Consider the following 15983-nt stretch of genomic DNA (forward strand, 5'->3'; position numbering starts at 1 on the left):
AGTAGCTAGAAACGCCGGTATTTATTGGTTCGAGAGATTTTTCTCAGAGTTCGATAACAGAAGGTGGCGAAGGGAGCTTGAGGGAGGGCAAGTTTTTACTATAAGATGCAAATAATAATCATAATAATTTGCTTTACCGTAAGTTTCACAAACTTCTAAAAGGGGTAAGGTTGTATGTTCAAGGGAAAATACTCGCTGTCCTGTCAGAGCGGGTTGTTGGTTGCCACATTGGTTGCGGTGCCAGTTTATTCAGCAGCTCAGGAGGAAGAATCGATCTCGCAATTGGAGAGCCTAACGGTAACCGCAGAAAGGGTAGGGGCGCAGGGCCCGGATGTGGGCTATCAGGCGGAACGTAGCCTAACGGCAACCAAAACAGATACCCCACTGTCCGAGACACCACGCTCCATTTCGGTGGTAACGAGGAATCAGATTGAGGATCAGGGCGCACAAACGCTGGAAGATATTCTGGAGTACGTACCAGGGGTTAACAGGTACAGCTCCCCTGGCGGCGAGGGGCTGGCTGGCGATATTTTCTACATTCGTGGCATGAACCAGCGTGATTATGGTTATGGCATCTATCGTGATGGCCTACGTGTTCAGTCCAATGCCTACGCCACATCTGCAGAGCCTTATGGTCTAGAGAGGGTCGAAGTGCTCAAGGGGCCGACTTCGATTCTGTACGGAGAAAATGTGCCCGGTGGAATAGTGAACTTGGTCAGTAAACGCCCTACTTATGAACGTCAGAGAGAGGTCAATCTTAGCTATGGAACCCATGATCGCAGGCAGTTTTCCTTTGATGTATCGGGCGCTCTGAATGAAGATGGCAGCGTCCGTGGTCGAATGGTGTCCTTGGTTCGCGATGCCGACACGCAAATCGATAGCATGGGGGATGACAGAATCTACTTTGCCCCTTCTTTGGCCATCGACCTTAGTGACAGGGACACCCTGACACTGCTGGGCCAATATCAAAAGGACAGCACCGAGATGCAATTGGGGCTGCCGGCGTCGGGCACACTGCTTGACAATCCAGGCGGTAAATTGGCTACCGATACCAACTTGGGGCACCCCGACTGGGATGGTTTTGACCGAGAATTCTGGACATTGGGTTACGAATACGAGCACCGCTTTGATAATGAGTGGACGTTTCGCCAAAACGGGCGGTATACACGATCTCTGGTAGATCGGCAGGAAACTTGGTTGCAGTTCGTTGATGCAGGTTACGGCTCTAATATTGGCGCCTATAATCTTGACCGGGCCAATGAGTCTAGAATCTACTCTATTGATAACCAAGTGGTCGGCAACGTGACCACCGGAGCACTCGACAACACTCTGCTGTTCGGCGCCAGCTTCGATAGGACGTCATTCGTACAGAGCCAGTATGCTAGTGACATCGCCAGTGGTGAATTCTATCTTATTGATATTTTTGACCCTCAGTATAGCAGCGAGCCGCAAACCTCAAGTCTCTCTAGTGATGGCGATCTAAAGCAAAATTTGGCCGGAACTTATGCTCAATGGCAGGGCAAAGTCGGCGGATTGATTGCATTGGTGGGCGGTCGTTACGACTGGGCAGATAGTGAATACGATGATTATACCGCAGCCAATGACGATACTCAGCGCTCCGACGAAGCGTTCAGTTGGCAAACCGGATTGATGTATCAGTTTGCTAACGGCGTCTCTCCTTACGTTAGCTACTCTACTACTTTCGTACCGGTTCAGTTGAACACTGAAGATAACTTCAACCCCATCACTGGCGACCAGGTAGAGCTAGGAGTGAAGTATGAGCCTGAAGGCTGGAACACCCAGGTGACGGTTTCTGCTTATGACATCACTAAGCAAGATGACGTTAGCTACGACGGCAGCTCCGGTGACTATCGCCAGATTGGTGAGACACAATCTCAGGGTTTAGAAGTAGAGGTTAAGAGCGATATTAACGAAAGTCTGAGCCTTACTGCTGCCTATAGTTATATCGATGCCAGGATTGTCGAAGATGCCGGTTCGCGTTTAGAAGATGAGCAAATTACCGGCATTCCGCGCCATCAGGCTTCTGTCTGGGCTAATTACACCTTCCGTCAAGGGGCGCTGAACGGCCTGCAAACGGGTCTCGGTGTCCGTTACTTGGGCAAATCCTACTCCTATCCGCCAGAGAGTCTTGATTATGGCACACTCGAGGTAGGTAGCGAGACGCTAGTCGATGCGGCAATCGGTTATGATTTCGGCAATAACTGGAGTGCTAAGCTCAACGCCAAGAACCTCTTTGATCGCGAATATGTTGCTCGCTGTAACAACGGAGGGCGTTGCTATTGGGGGGCCGAACGCACCGTTCTGGGTACCGTGTCCTACAAGTGGTAGCGCATAGAGACTGAACGAAGTGTTTTAATCGCTCGCGCCGCATCGCCTATCTTGCTGGCGGTGCGGCGCTTTCAATTAGATGGCTGGCAAGACTGTCGGCAAAATGCCGTGCGGCAGGTAGCCCTCCCCAAGACCAGTAGTTGGTAGAAATAATAAGATAGTTGCCTTCTTTCACGATGGGTAAGTGCCGCCACTGGCCATCAGCGAGTAGTTGACGTTGCCCCCCTGGAGGGTCATAGGGGCTTTCAAGGAATATCATTTTAGCGTCGATGCTAAATAGAGGTGTCGCGCTAACGGTCGTCATACCCCACTGGCCTAGGTCGCCTTGCCAGGCGTTCTGAAGGCCAAGGCGATTGAATACCATGCCTTCCACGCTTCCTTTGCCATACACACGGGCATGGCGCTCATCCACGAGGCGTACCATTAAGACAGGTTCGTCGATGCTGCTAAGCTGGCTTTTTAAGTCGTCAAAGTAACGGTTGGTTTGCTCAATGTACTGCTCAGATGCGGCAGCGTCATCGACGAGGGTACCCAACTGACGAGTCAACGCTTCAATCGTTTCCCAGTCGCTATGGTTGCCATCACCATCGGCATAGTTATAAAGCGGATACTCAATAACATCAGTAATTTTTCTTAGCCTCGGCAGTAAGCTGGCATGGGCGGGCGGAGAAATCAGAATATGCTGGGGAGGGTGGCTTGCTAGAAGCTCATAATTAGGAAGAAAACGGGAACCAAGATTAGTCGCCAGGGGGATGACGCCCTCCTGGCGCGAGTAGGTTTCGTAACCCTTTAAACCTGCTAAAAACCTGGGAGGGTGACCAATCGCGCTGAGAGTCTCTGCAATGGCGAAATCAAATGTCGCTAATGGCGCTTCATCGTTTTCATTTCCCGCCACTGAAGCGGAACTCATCAATAAACTGATTAGCAGAGTACCCGATAATGCAGTGGCTTTACGGCGTACGTAACGACAAAAAGTACCATTTTGATATTCCACGATCACGCCTGTGTTGAGTGGATGAACAGCTTCGTAATGAATATTAAATGCCCAAATTACGATCATCGGGCACATGGTCGATGAAGGTATTGCTGTCACGGTGCAGCATAGTGAGTCGGTAGCTCCAGACCCCATCCTCATCAAGGGCATCGGAGAAGTCTGCAGAGATTTGGCGCCGATCATAGCTGCCTGCTTGGACGTTAACTTCGCGCAAAGGCTCATTGGTGGGACGTTTACTAATAGCGTTAACCACACCACCAGGAGAGGACACGCCATAGAGAACCGAAGAAGCGCCTCTCAGTACCTCTATTCGTTCGAGGCCATAGAGCTCCTGTTGGCCGTCGGAAGTATTAGCTTGAAATTTGCTTCCATCGCGATAGTTTTCGTAGACGGGAAAACCGCGAACCATCAGAGAGTCATTAGTAGTATCGATAGCTCCGGCAAAGGTGCTAGTAATTCCGGCTGTGTAACCCAGAGCACCGGTGAAATTTTGGGCTCCATAGTTGCGAAATTCCTCGCTTCCCACTACCGAGATAGATTGGGGTGTTTCAATAATCGGTATATCGGTCTTAGTCCCTGTTGCGCTTCGGGTTGCTGCAATCCCTTGCACTGGCCCTGTGGCTTCTTCATAGATACGGCTTTCTGTCACTTGCAGTGTAGGTAGCTCGGTATAAGATCCACTACCTGACGAGGTACGTTGTTCAGCATCCTGAGCAAGCACAGCCGTTGGGGCACTACAGGCAGCAACAGCAATAGCTGTGGTTAGCCACCGTTTGCAGAAAGAAGGTTGGTTCACGAATGTTCTCCTTGCATTAGATTCATTCTGATTTTTTTGTAAATGCTAATTGTTATTGTTTTTATTATGAGTATTTGCAACTTGATGTCAACTTCGTGTGAGCATCCGAAAGGGGGTAATCCTGAATTCAAACCAAAATTGAGGATTGGCTTAAGATTATGGTGCGATGACTTCGTGCTCACAGGTAAGGGAGCACGAAGTGTCGTTGTCTGATTTAGTGCTGCGGCTATTCAATTAATTCAGCACGTTGAGGAAGCCTTGATGTCGTTTTTTAGAGCTTCCAGCCCCTCGTGAAGCGCGGGAAATAGGCTTTTATTAAAGTTTCTCCACCGTAATTCAATGATGGAGTCATCTGGGTCGATATGAGTTTCCAATAGGTCGTAGATGACTTCGCCAGAATCAATTCCACTGTCTACATAATGGAGTGAGGCGCCAGTCTTGTTGATAGCAGGAACGCTTTCGGTCTCCATTGTCTGCCAGTTGATAACTTTTTTTCCTTGAGCCGCGTATAGTGCATCAAATGTTGCAGAGGCACCCCGTCTTTGATATGGAGAGTCTTGGCGCGTAAGCCCAGGATGGATATTGACGATCTTGCGATAAAAAGGGCTCTGGGGGCGGATGAGCTCGTCTAGAATGACTAATAGGCCATCAAGGACGACGACATCTGCTCCGACTGCCACTAACTTTTCTAGCAAGCTTTTTTCGAAAGTCGATTTCGCAGGGAGTCTATCGGGCGAGTCGGTTGGTAAGCGTCGGTAAGTGGATGGTATAGAGCAGAAAAGATCGTCAATGTGGCATCCCTTCACAAAGAGTTCTTGTGGCAAGATCCATGGCTTTCCTAGTTGACGACAGAAACCATAGTCTTTGAGCTTCTCTTGGTCTTTTATTGAGCCTTCATCGTCATCATAAATCACAGTCTCCAGAGAGTAGGCATCGCCTAGCGGAGTCTCGTTGAGAGATGTCACCAGATACTCAAGAGGGGACATCATGTACTGTTTCTCCCCCTTATACTCAATGTATTGCCCAGCTTTATCGGCTGCAGCATTTCTCAGTGACAGGATATAAGCTAGTTTTAATTTAGACATGTTTTACCCATGCTTTTTAATAGTAGATGGTGGCCTTAAGGTGCATCAGCCATGCTGCTTCAACGCCTGTGCTCTAACCGAGAATGTATTGAAGAACGGCATCTAGTTGCTACGTCCAGTGGCCAAGAGGTGGCCTGACCACTGGTACGATTTATGAAAGTGAGTTGGTGAAAACTAAGGTGTAGTAGCTGCCTCCTTGCAGGGTGAAGGGGCATAAAAAGCTGCTGCATGATCTAATGCATCGCATATCTCGCTTGTTCGTGCCGCCAAAATCGACAGCAGGGTATCGCTTAAACCATGGGTGGGCTCGCAGCTGCCTTGCAGGAAAATAGCTGGTTTGAACTCGGGCTTGGTGTAGAGCTGATAGTGGCGGTTGACGGCAAAGTCAGGCAGGTAGTCCGCTACGGGGGCCAGTAGCTGTTTATGGGTGTCGCGTACATAGCCGGTGGCTAACACAACGGCGTCGTAGCGAGTGGACTCTGTATGGCCACTCTCTAAATCGCGAACATTTAGCTCAATACCTTCGGGGCCTGCTTGACTACCAATAACCTCATGGCGGCGGCGGAAGCGGTGGCGGGTCTGGCCAGTTACTTTTTGCTGATAGAACACATCGTAAATCTCCTGAATCAACGCCAAATCAGGGGCTGAGTAGTTGGTGCTTTTATACTCCTGCAGCAGTGCTTCCCGCTGGCCGATGGGGTTGTTGAACACGTAGTCGGTGTATTCGGGATTGAAAATCTCGTTGACGAAGGGGCTATCGTCGGAGGGTTTAAAGGCCCACGCCCGGCTAATGAGATCCACCTGGATGCCTTCGCGGCCGTGCAGATCCAGGAATATCTCAGCGGCGCTCTGGCCCGCACCGATTACGGCGATGCGTTTGGGGGCGTCTTGCTTCGCCAGCTCTCTCAGATAGTGGCTGGAGTGGAAGACCCGTGGGTCGTCTTTTAGCCCGGCGAAGCATTCAGGAACATTGGGCGCACCGCCCACGCTAATTACCAATGAACGGGTGAGCCTTTCCTGCACCGCGCCACTCTCATCCCGTGAACGCACGCGGAGATAGGCGACCTCGTCGTTGTCAGTTTCGGGCAGCACTTCAAACACATCCTCCCCATAGGTGCACTGGTGTTCAAAATGGCTGGCAGTCCAGCTTAGGTAGTCATTGAACTCGTGGCGGCTGGGGAAGAAGGTCTGCAGGTTGATAAAGTCCTGCAGGCGGCCTTTGCTGTGAAGATAATTGAGGAAACTGAAACGGCTCCCTGGGTTACGCGGCGTGACCAGATCTTTGAGGAAAGAAATCTGCATATGGACATTGTCCAGCAGCATATGCGGGTGCCAAGCAAAGCAGGGCTGACGCTCAATAAACAAGGCATCCTTCGCTTGCCCTGCCTGGCGCTGTTCGTCGAGCGCAATGGCCAGGGCAATATTGGAGGGGCCGAAGCCGATGCCGATCAAGTCGTGAATATGCATAAGAGTCCTCGTGGCTGATGTGTCAATAAAAAACACCGAAGGGCGGCGTACTGACTTCTTTATCTAAAGACGAATGAGAATGAGGCATGTTTACAAAAAAGGTGTTTAACTTTTCGCAGCGGTGGTTCGTCTGTATGGGTAGGTACTGCTTTCCAATGAGGTGAATGTGCTTCCCTATCTAATTCGTCGAACCCGCGGGTTGATGACCGCTGCTGCGCTGGCCAGTATTCTCTCGGGGCTTTTCAGCGTGCTGCTGATTGCCCAAATCAACGCGGCGTTAAACAGCGATGCCGCCAGTCGTGCCAATGCGGCTTGGGGCTTCGCGGGGATTGCTGTGGCCCTAATGGTCTGTCGGATGGTGTCGACGGCGCTGTTTGAGCGGCTGGGGCAGCGTGCTCTGGCCGAGTTGCGCAGTTTTGTCGCCCAGTGCGTGGCCGAGACCCCCTTTGCTCAGTTCGAGCGTGTGGGCAGTGCGAGGATCCAGTCGGCACTCACCGAGCACAGCAACAACGTGGCGGTACTGTTCGTTAGCTTGCCGGTGATTTTGACCAATACGGTCATCGTGGTGGGGTGCTTGGGCTATCTGGCAATGCTTTCATGGCAGGTGTTTTTGTTTGCACTTGGGGTGATTGGGTTGGGTGCTGTCGGTTACCACCTTGTGCACTTACGCGCTATCCACTACCTCCAGGATGCCTCGTCAGAGCAGGATCGTCTGTTTGGACATTTCCGCGCGCTAACCGATGGAGCAAAAGAGCTGCGCCTGCACCAGCGCAAGAGCCGGGTCTTTATGGATCAGATACTGGGGGAGTCGGTTGAAGGCGTGCGGCGGCTGCGTACCTATGGCATGTCGCTGTTCGTGATCTCGACCAGTTGGGGGCAGTTCCTGATGTACGCCTTTATCGGTCTGGTGTTGTTCGTGTTGGCGGGCGATGGGCCTAACCAAACCCAGGTAATGACCGGTTTTGCCCTGGTGTTTGTGTTTATGGTGACGCCCCTTGAAGGCCTGCTGATCAATATTCCACGGATCAATATGGCACGGGTAGCCGCTAGTCGAATTGATGACATCACACGAGAGATGCCCCAGGGGCAGGAGAGGCAAGCGTCACCTCGGGTGTCTGATTTGCAGCGTCTTGAGTTGCGCGACGTCACCCATCAGTACTACCACGAGCAGAGCGATGACTTCTTTGAGCTGGGGCCGATTAATCTGAGCTTTACGCCGGGGGAAGTGGTGTTTCTGGTGGGGGGCAACGGTAGCGGTAAGACCACGCTGGCCAAAGTAGTGGTGGGACTTTACCCGCCGGAAGGTGGTGAGGTATTGCTCAATGGCGAGCGGGTCGAAGCGGATGGCTGGGATGCCTACCGGCAGCTCTTCTCGGTGGTGTTCTCAGACTTCCACCTCTTCGAGCGCCTGTTGGAAGCGCCGCGGGAAGATCTTGACGAAGAGGGCAACCGCCTGGTGGCCAAGTTGCATCTGCAACACAAGGTGCGAGTTGAAAACGGTGCGTTTACCACCCAAGCACTCTCCCAGGGCCAGCGTAAGCGTCTGGCGCTGGTGGTTGCCTACCTTGAGGATCGGCCCTTCTTGGTGTTTGATGAGTGGGCGGCGGATCAGGATCCATTATTCAAAGAGGTGTTTTACTGCGAGGTGTTGCCCGAGCTAAAACGCATGGGCAAAGCGGTGCTGGTCATCACCCACGATGACAGCTATTTCCACCTCGCAGATCGATTGGTGCGGCTAGAGAGTGGCAAGCTGTTGACTGCTGAGTCAGAGATTGCCGAAGAGCCGCTGGCGGAACCCTCACCGGCCACTTGAACCCACCATGCGCGCCAGTACCCGGTCTTTAAGCCAGAAGCGGTGAACCAGCCCTATTGCGATGTGGCCTATGACTAATCCACCTAGCAGCCATGAGAGCGGGCCGTGAAGAAGCTCGGCGGGGGCGATCATCCAAGTGATCTCGCGTTCCGCTTCGGGTAGCAGCTCCATGCCATAAAAGCGTAGCGCCCCGCCGCGGCCGTACTGGCGCAAAATAGCGAAAGCGGGCAACCACATTAGTAGCCCATAAAAGGTGATATGGACAAAGCGCGCCAAGCGCCCACCTAGCCCTGGCGTGTGGGGCGGGCGTTGTTTGCGATTTATCCATGCCCAGCCAAGGCGAACCAGCGTCACGATCAGAATCATAAATCCTAATGAGCCGTGAGGCCCGATGCTCGCCAAGAACAGCGTGATAGCGTTTTCGCCCATTCCCCGCCAAGCCAGCAACACGGTAAATTGCAGCGTGACTAGCGCTGCGGTCAACCAGTGAAGCGCACGGCTGACTCGCCCATAGCAGTTGGAGCTGTCTCGCCAACCAATAGGCGTTTGAGCTGGCTTGCTTGTGTGTCTACTGTTTAACGACGTGTTGTTTACCGTTCCCTTAACCATTGGCCTTGCCCAGTCGCCAGTAGCCCATGCTGGTTACGTACTGCTTGGGTAGACCGCACTCGTTGACCAGATAGCGACGCAGCTTCATGGCGACCTTGGTTTCAGCGGCGATCCAGGCGTAGAAGGGCGCGTTGTCGTCCAGGGTGGCGGGTTCCCAGAGCGGGCCGTCCTCATCGTTGCTTTCTTCGTTGGTCGTGGCGCTGGTAGTGGTATTAGCAGGCATGCCGCCTAGCGTTTGAATCTCCCTATGCAAATCGATATCACGCAGCGCTCTCATCAGCAGCTCACCGTGTTGGCATGCGGGCTCAGCGTCACGGGCCAGCCAGCGCAGTTTGGCGGCCTGGGGCAGCGGCTGAACGTCGTCACCGCGAGGCACTTCGAGCAGCGCTTCGACTTTGGGTTTGAGCGGCAGGTCATTAAGGGATTCCAAAATACCGGCGGCGGCGGGGAGGGCGGTTTCATCGGCGATGATCAGAATACGCTGTACGCCTTGGGGTGGCTTCCACTCGTAGCCCAGCTTTGGGCCTTCCGCACTGGCGTCGGGAGCTGTCATGGCTAGCCTGTCACCCGGGCGGGCGTGCATTGCCCAGCGTGAGGCGGGGCCATTGTCGCCGTGGAGTACAAACTCAACGTCCACCTCGGCCTGCTCCTGGCGCAGGGCGCGAATAGTGTAGGTGCGCGCAGCGGGGCGCTGGGCATCCGGCAGTGCGCGGTAGGCGCCGTACCAGTCGTGCTCTTCCAGCTTGGCAATCTCAAACAGCGGGTCAAGACTGCCACCGCCTTCGGGGAAGAACAGCTTGATGCGCTGATCCGGGGCGTAGGTATCCATTTGACCAACATCTGGGCCAGTAAAGGTGAACCTGACTAATGAGGGGCTGACTTGGGTGCGCCGGGCGAGGGTGATATCGAAAAGCCGGTAGCTCGGTTTGGCTGCCATATGATGTCTCCTTTATATAAGGAGTCAATTGTAGTGCTAATCGTTATCATTTAGAATCATTGTTAATTATTCAATCGCTAATTTCCATAAACTCGTTTCTTTAAATAGTAAGGCTAAGAAAATGACGCTGCTGCCTATCACGTCTCTTTTAGTGAACTTTCCGGTTATCACAAAAGGGTGCTCGCTATGCTAGGCGCTACGCAATTTGCCCAAAGAATGGGGGGAATGTCGCCCGCTAAAGCCTGCCTATTACTTAGTCTGCCGATGGTGGTGCTGTTTTGGGTGGGGCTAGAGGGCCAGGGCGGTTTCGCGCTGGGCCTGCAGGCATTAGTGGCCCCTTCTTTTGAGAACGTTGACGAGCTGCTGCTTTACTACGCTTGGTGGCCGCGCCTTTCGATCGCGCTACTCGCTGGTGGCGGCTTGGGGTTGGCAGGCGTGCTGATGCAGCAGGTGCTGCGCAACCCGTTGGCCTCGCCCACCACCCTGGGGGTGGCATCGGGCGCTAATCTGGCGCTGATGACCGCCACCTTGCTGGCGCCGGGACTGCTTGTCGCCGGGCGCGAATGGGTCGCCTTGTTGGGTGGTGCGCTGGCGGTTGGGCTAGTTTTCCTGCTCTCCTGGCGGCGTGGGCTGGCGCCGATCGTGGTGGTGCTGGCGGGCCTGGTGGTCAATCTGTACCTGGGGGCACTCTCCACGGCACTGCTGCTGTTCAACCACGAGGCGCTTTCGGGGCTACTGATTTGGGGCGCGGGCTCTCTGGCGCAAAACGGCTGGGACGGCGTTGCCATCCTTTGGCCTCGGCTGGCGATTAGCTGCGTAGCTGCATGGTTTTTGCTGCGCCCCTTGGCGGTGCTGGAGTTGGATGATGCCAGCGCCAAGAGCCTGGGAGTCTCGCTGACCTATCTGCGCTTTGCGGGCATGGGGTTGGCGGTGTTTATTACCGGCAGCATTGTCAGCGTGGTAGGCATCATCGGTTTTATCGGCTTGGCAGCGCCCAATATCGTGCGCATGGCCGGTGCGCGCCGTTTAGGGCCGCGGCTAATCTGGTCGACGCTATTAGGGGCGGTGCTCTTGGCTACCACTGATCTGCTGTTGCAGCAGTTCGGTGGCATGGTGGCGGCCTTTATTCCTACCGGGGCGATTACCGGTGCCCTGGGGGCGCCGCTGTTAATGTGGCTGATTCCGCGCCTGAAACTCCAGGGCGACCAGCCGCCGAAAGGAGCGGGTGTTTTCGCCCATCGTCATCCTGCGCCTTCCCGTTTGGCTACCGGTTTAATCCTTGCGCTACTGGGCGCCACGCTGCTTGGGCTGCTCGTTGGACAGGGGGTTGATGGCTGGTACTTGCTGTCGCCGGATAACTGGAATGTGATGCAGTGGCGCATGCCCCGGGTGATGGCGGCCGCCGCCAGCGGATTGATGTTGGCGATTGCCGGGACGATACTCCAGCGGCTTTCTGCCAATCCCATGGCCAGCCCTGAAGTGCTGGGTATCAGCGGTGGCTGTGCCATTGCGCTGATTCTGGGGATTTTCCTGCTGCCTGCGCCCACCAATATGATGCTGATTGGTGTGGGTACCCTGGGTGCTTTCGCGACGCTGCTGGTGTTGGTGGGTATCAACCGCAAGAGCGGTTATCTCCCCGAGCGTTTGCTGCTCACCGGGGTGGCGATCAGCGCGCTGTTTGATGCGGTGCGCAGCGTAATGCTGGCAGGCGGCGACCCGCGTGGCCAGCAGGTGATTGCCTGGCTGGCGGGCTCCACCTACTACGTGGATATCACCAATGCGGTGGTGGTCGGGGGCATTGCCGCCGTGCTGGCGCTTGTCACGCTGCCCTTTACTCGCTGGCTGGATATTTTGCCGTTAGGCGCGCCGACGGCCAAGGCGCTTGGAGTAACGCTCAACCGTGCCCGTTTGGCGTTGCTGCTACTGGTGGCGCTGCTAACCGCCTGCGCCACCTTAGTGGTGGGGCCGCTGTCGTTTATCGGCCTGCTGGCGCCGCATATGGCGCGCTTGGTCGGCTTCTCTCGGGCGGGTCAGCATCTGCTGGGTGGTGCGTTGATCGGCATGCTATTGATGGTGCTGGCGGACTGGGTGGGTCGTCAGATTATTTTCCCCTATGAAATTCCGGCGGGTCTGGTCGCTTCACTGATTGGCGGGGCTTACTTTATGTGGGGGCTGCGGCGGTTGTAATCACTAGCACCTTTAACAGCGACAGAAAACAAGATACTGGGGAGTGACGTTAGGTGTCCCGCTTTACTTGACCTAGTTCTCGCTTGCTATACCGGGCGTTATCGCGCTCGTGACGGTGTTGGTTGGTATGCTTTGGTCGTCCAGGTTGATGGGCGCATGGCGAAACTGCGCGACATACGGGATCGTCTATACGCGGATTTTTCGTCGGTGAGAAGCGTGAAGCGGCCAGCCGCGATGGGCTGGCCTGGGGGTGTGAATAAGGATTTTAAAATTAGCGACAAGAGGACATTTTAAACTGGCCTCCTACCGTTCTGTCTGTTTGCGTGACTGATCGGCTAGGATAAAATCATTGATAAGTAACCCCCTATTAGCGCTAGAACGGTCGTCAGGGCGTAGCTCACAGGGTAGGGAACAGCGGCCACCGAACTTCCCGATTCTTCAATAATGGCGTTCAGTCCAGGTGTGCTATTGCGCCCACCGGTAGTCGCGCCATCGGCGATAATCGAGTTGAGACCGAAAAATTTAATGCCTACCCAAAAAGCAATTAGTGGCGGCAGTAGCGCCCCCATGGTACCAATCAATGCCAACCATAAGATTGTGTCGCCCCCCAACGCCGTAATGACTTTTGGCCCGACATTGGCGGAGAGAACGGCAACAAATGCATTCAGTCCAAAGTCCTGTAGAAAGCTACGCGCTCCCTCATGGACAGGTCCCCCAAACTCCGGGTTCCTGCTTCGGAAATAGCTAACACCGACACCCGCAAGAATGCACCCTGCTGAGGTACCTAGCGAAAAAGGAATACCAGAAATATTTACAGTGACAATGCCGACTAGATAACCTACCAGCATGGCTAATGCCAGATAAAGTACTTCGGATTTCATGGTGGGCAGGATGGCGTGGCCGCCAAGTTGTTTTGCCGCTGCCTTGAGTGCGATGTCAGGCCCTGTCAAACGAAGTACGTCGCCAAACGTAACCATGCTTTTAGGCCCAAGTGGGATTTCGTTACCTGCCCGAAATAGTGCCTGTACCTCAATGCCCCCTGTCCCATGGCTGGCTAGTTCTTTGAGAGTCTTACCGGAGACCGCATGCGAGCCCACATGGATATCTGCAACCTCCAAAGGCACGTTACGAGCAAGTGGGTTATCTGACTCTGGGCCGATCAACTCGCCTTCCTTGAGGATTAGGTCGTGTACATTCGCACGTACGGTCACGATATCGTCCCTAGCAAGAACAGTCTCGTCAGAAAGCGCCAAAACCGCCCCGTCCCGCACGACACGTAAGATTGGAACCTGGGGAAACTCACTGGTCAGCTGTGATAGGTTACGACCGATTAGGCTGTCGTGGGTGACAACAAAGGCGCGTAGATCATAGGGAGAAAAGCCTATGGTTAACGCCCCAGGCGCCCCAGGTACTGGATGCGTAGCACCACCACTATAATCGGCCTCAGCCAGTATTGCGTCGGCCTTCGCATCACGACCGAAAATACGAGGAAGATAGCGGATCAACAAGATGATGCCGATACTCGATAGCACATAGCTAATGGCATAGGCTGCGGCCATGTTGGCCCCAATTTCTTCAATGGTCATCCCCGACGGGGGAGTATAGGCGCCGCTAGCTAACGCTCCTTGGCCTACCCCGAGAATCGCCGTAATAGTATAGCTGCCCGAAATCAGCCCCGTGGCATAGCCTGGTGCCAGCCCTGCCCACGATGCGCCGACATAGCAAATGATCCAATTCAAAGCCCAAACGATAATACCTATGCCAATAAAGGCGAGCCCGCCTTTGCGTAGCCCTGAAAAAAACTGCGGCCCAACTTTCAGGCCAAGGGCGTACATGAAAAGCAAAAGCATGAATGAGGATAAAATTCCAGGGATGGAATAGGTTATTCCATAAGCGGCCTCGGCGATCATCGAGAGCACCACCCCAACAAGCAAGGTGCCTGCAGTAGAACCGAGCGAAACTCCTTTTACATTCAACTTTCCGATCAGCGTGCCAAGAGTTAGCACAAGGAGAATGAACGCGATTGGCTGATTGCCTAAGAGCTGAAAAAAACCGTGAAGGCCAGTTTCAACAACGGGTTCTACTCTGTCGAACACCTGCCCGATCACGCGCCCCCCCTCGGAGGGCGCATCACGTTGGGCCGCTGCAGGCCCTGTGACAAATATTAATGGTAAACAAGCACTGAAAACGAAGGATGTATTGACCGCTTTAGTGCATTTTTTCCTCTCAACCATGATGGAACCCCGGTTTTGCGGTCGAATGTGGCACAGGGTTCTGCGATAGATGACTAATCGCGCGCTTTATGTCATCAAGAAGAAGGTGCGCCAGATCACGACTGACACCGTGTCGGATCAGAATGCGTTGAACGACGGTTTCTTGCCGGTTTGATGGCAGCGGGTAGGAGGCTATCTGCCAACCACGCATTCGTAATCGTTCTGAAAGATCATAAAGGGTAAAACCATGGTCAGCGTCAGTTAGCTTGTAGGCGACAGCAGGTAAACCGCCATGCCCGTTATACACCATTTCGAAGGGCCCAATGTTGGCTAGTTTAGCGCCTAACCACCGCGCCGTATCGGCGCAGGCTTGCTGAACGGCGGTGTAGCCATCGCGGCCGAGGCGCAAGAAATTGTAGTATTGAGCGATGATCTCACCGCCTGGACGGGAAAAGTTGAGCGCGAAGGTCGGCATGTTACCGCCGAGATAGTCAACGTAGAAGATCAGGTCTTCGGGCAGGTCTTCCTTCGATGCCCAAATAATCCAACCCACACCTAAGGGGGCTAGCCCATACTTATGTCCTGATGCATTAATAGATCGAACCCGCTCAATTTGAAAATCCCACACCAAGTCACGTTGTATAAAGGGAGCAATAAAACCACCGGATGCAGCATCGACATGAATGGGGATATCTAATCCTAGATCGCGCTCTAACGCATCCAACTCACAGGCCAAAGCCTCAACCGGTTCATAGATACCCGTGAACGTAACGCCGAGCGTAGCAACGACACCGATGGTATTCTCATCGCAATACTTTCGAAGATCCTCTGGCTGCAGGCCAAGAGCTTCTCCTTCAAGGGGAACTTCCCTGATTTCAACATCGAAATACCGCGCGAATTTTTTCCAGCAGATTTGCACAGGTCCAGTCACGATGTTCGGCTTGCTGGTGTCTTTACCTTCTGCTTCCCTGCGCTGGCGCCACTTCCACTTTAATGCCAGGCCGCCCAGCATTGCTGCTTCGCTTGAACCCGTTGTAGAGCACCCAACTGTTTCCCATGATTTCTGGGCGTGCCAGAGGTCTGCGAGGATATGTACGCAGCGGTTCTCGATCTCCGCTGTTTGAGGATACTCATCCTTGTCGATCATGTTTTTGTCGACGGCATCCGTCATCAATTGTTTAACTTCATCATCCACCCATGTGGTGCAGAACGTGGCGAGGTTTTGTCGAGCATTGCCATCCAACAAAAGCTCATCTCTCACCAGCGAGTATGCTGCATGGGGTTCAGTACGCTGCTCTGGTATCCGAAATTTAGGTAGGCTCCTTTCTGAAGTGTTGGTTGCATAAACATCTCGTAAGCTCGATTGGTCATCTAAATTAACGTGATGAATGGGCATGCTAAATTTCCTTATGGCGTAGGTACGATAGTGGGGTTGCGACTGAGCCATGATTCGCCTATTGGATAGTCAATCCATATCCAATCGCTTTCCCTACTAGTGCCCAAAAGCTCTTTTTCCATCCAGTGGCAGGCTGG

11 protein-coding genes are annotated in these 15983 nt (G+C 53.7%); 3 read left to right on the forward strand and 8 right to left on the reverse strand.

Annotated elements, in window-relative coordinates:
* Positions 1 to 174 precede the first annotated feature (174 nt).
* Positions 175 to 2349 carry a TonB-dependent siderophore receptor gene (locus QEN58_RS04220; RefSeq protein ID WP_280105909.1) on the forward strand — a complete coding sequence of 725 codons (2175 nt, stop codon included), beginning with the start codon at positions 175 to 177 and terminating at the stop codon, positions 2347 to 2349.
* A 46-nt stretch (positions 2350 to 2395) separates the two neighbouring features.
* On the opposite strand, the gene QEN58_RS04225 is transcribed toward QEN58_RS04220, so the two are convergent.
* From QEN58_RS04225 to QEN58_RS04240, 4 genes are all read right to left on the reverse strand, one after another.
* Positions 2396 to 3343 carry an ABC transporter substrate-binding protein gene (locus QEN58_RS04225; RefSeq protein ID WP_280105910.1) on the reverse strand — a complete coding sequence of 316 codons (948 nt, stop codon included), beginning with the start codon at positions 3341 to 3343 and terminating at the stop codon, positions 2396 to 2398.
* Between the two features lie 43 nt (positions 3344 to 3386).
* A complete protein-coding gene (locus QEN58_RS04230) occupies positions 3387 to 4139 on the reverse strand; it encodes a TonB-dependent siderophore receptor (RefSeq protein ID WP_280105911.1) in 753 nt (250 codons plus the stop codon).
* 239 nt (positions 4140 to 4378) lie between these two features.
* Entirely contained in the window at positions 4379 to 5224 is an 846-nt protein-coding gene (locus QEN58_RS04235; protein WP_280105912.1) for a formyltransferase family protein, read from the reverse strand.
* 174 nt (positions 5225 to 5398) lie between these two features.
* Positions 5399 to 6691: a lysine N(6)-hydroxylase/L-ornithine N(5)-oxygenase family protein gene (locus QEN58_RS04240; RefSeq protein WP_280105913.1), complete on the reverse strand. Its 1293-nt coding sequence runs from the start codon at positions 6689 to 6691 to the stop codon at positions 5399 to 5401.
* Between the two features lie 166 nt (positions 6692 to 6857).
* Here QEN58_RS04240 and QEN58_RS04245 point away from each other — a divergent pair, with 166 nt between their 5' ends.
* A complete protein-coding gene (locus tag QEN58_RS04245; protein WP_280105914.1) occupies positions 6858 to 8504 on the forward strand; it encodes a cyclic peptide export ABC transporter in 1647 nt (548 codons plus the stop codon).
* Here the strand turns inward: QEN58_RS04245 and QEN58_RS04250 are convergent.
* Positions 8490 to 9113 (reverse strand): cytochrome b, encoded by a 624-nt coding sequence (locus tag QEN58_RS04250; protein ID WP_425270305.1) that lies wholly within the window; start codon positions 9111 to 9113, stop codon positions 8490 to 8492. The genes QEN58_RS04245 and QEN58_RS04250 overlap by 15 nt on opposite strands.
* Positions 9106 to 10050: a siderophore-interacting protein gene (locus QEN58_RS04255; protein WP_280105915.1), complete on the reverse strand. Its 945-nt coding sequence runs from the start codon at positions 10048 to 10050 to the stop codon at positions 9106 to 9108. The genes QEN58_RS04250 and QEN58_RS04255 overlap by 8 nt, the downstream gene beginning before the upstream one ends.
* Before the next feature lie 186 nt (positions 10051 to 10236).
* Between QEN58_RS04255 and fhuB the strand changes: the two genes are divergently transcribed.
* The gene (gene fhuB, locus QEN58_RS04260) at positions 10237 to 12237 is read left to right on the forward strand and encodes a Fe(3+)-hydroxamate ABC transporter permease FhuB (RefSeq protein ID WP_280105916.1); all 2001 of its coding nucleotides are present in this window, start codon (positions 10237 to 10239) and stop codon (positions 12235 to 12237) included.
* 335 nt (positions 12238 to 12572) lie between these two features.
* On the opposite strand, the gene QEN58_RS04265 is transcribed toward fhuB, so the two are convergent.
* Positions 12573 to 14471 (reverse strand): aspartate:alanine exchanger family transporter, encoded by a 1899-nt coding sequence (locus tag QEN58_RS04265; protein WP_280105917.1) that lies wholly within the window; start codon positions 14469 to 14471, stop codon positions 12573 to 12575.
* Positions 14464 to 15846: a glutamate decarboxylase gene (gad, locus tag QEN58_RS04270; protein ID WP_280105918.1), complete on the reverse strand. Its 1383-nt coding sequence runs from the start codon at positions 15844 to 15846 to the stop codon at positions 14464 to 14466. Before gad ends, QEN58_RS04265 begins: the two co-directional genes overlap by 8 nt.
* Positions 15847 to 15983: the final 137 nt, after the last annotated feature.

Origin of the sequence: Halomonas alkaliantarctica, from assembly GCF_029854215.1 — a bacterium.
Lineage (GTDB): Bacteria > Pseudomonadota > Gammaproteobacteria > Pseudomonadales > Halomonadaceae > Vreelandella > Vreelandella alkaliantarctica_A.

Bases quoted from the DNA above. Each gene is read 5' to 3' on its own strand.
- QEN58_RS04220 (WP_280105909.1), top strand. From the start codon at position 175: ATGTTCAAGGGAAAATACTCGCTGTCCTGTCAGAGCGGGTTGTTGGTT.
- QEN58_RS04235 (WP_280105912.1), bottom strand. From the start codon at position 5,224: ATGTCTAAATTAAAACTAGCTTATATCCTGTCACTGAGAAATGCTGCA.
- QEN58_RS04240 (WP_280105913.1), bottom strand. From the start codon at position 6,691: ATGCATATTCACGACTTGATCGGCATCGGCTTCGGCCCCTCCAATATT.
- QEN58_RS04250 (WP_425270305.1), bottom strand. From the start codon at position 9,113: ATGGTTAAGGGAACGGTAAACAACACGTCGTTAAACAGTAGACACACA.
- QEN58_RS04255 (WP_280105915.1), bottom strand. From the start codon at position 10,050: ATGGCAGCCAAACCGAGCTACCGGCTTTTCGATATCACCCTCGCCCGG.
- fhuB (WP_280105916.1), top strand. From the start codon at position 10,237: ATGCTAGGCGCTACGCAATTTGCCCAAAGAATGGGGGGAATGTCGCCC.
- QEN58_RS04265 (WP_280105917.1), bottom strand. From the start codon at position 14,471: ATGGTTGAGAGGAAAAAATGCACTAAAGCGGTCAATACATCCTTCGTT.
- gad (WP_280105918.1), bottom strand. From the start codon at position 15,846: ATGCCCATTCATCACGTTAATTTAGATGACCAATCGAGCTTACGAGAT.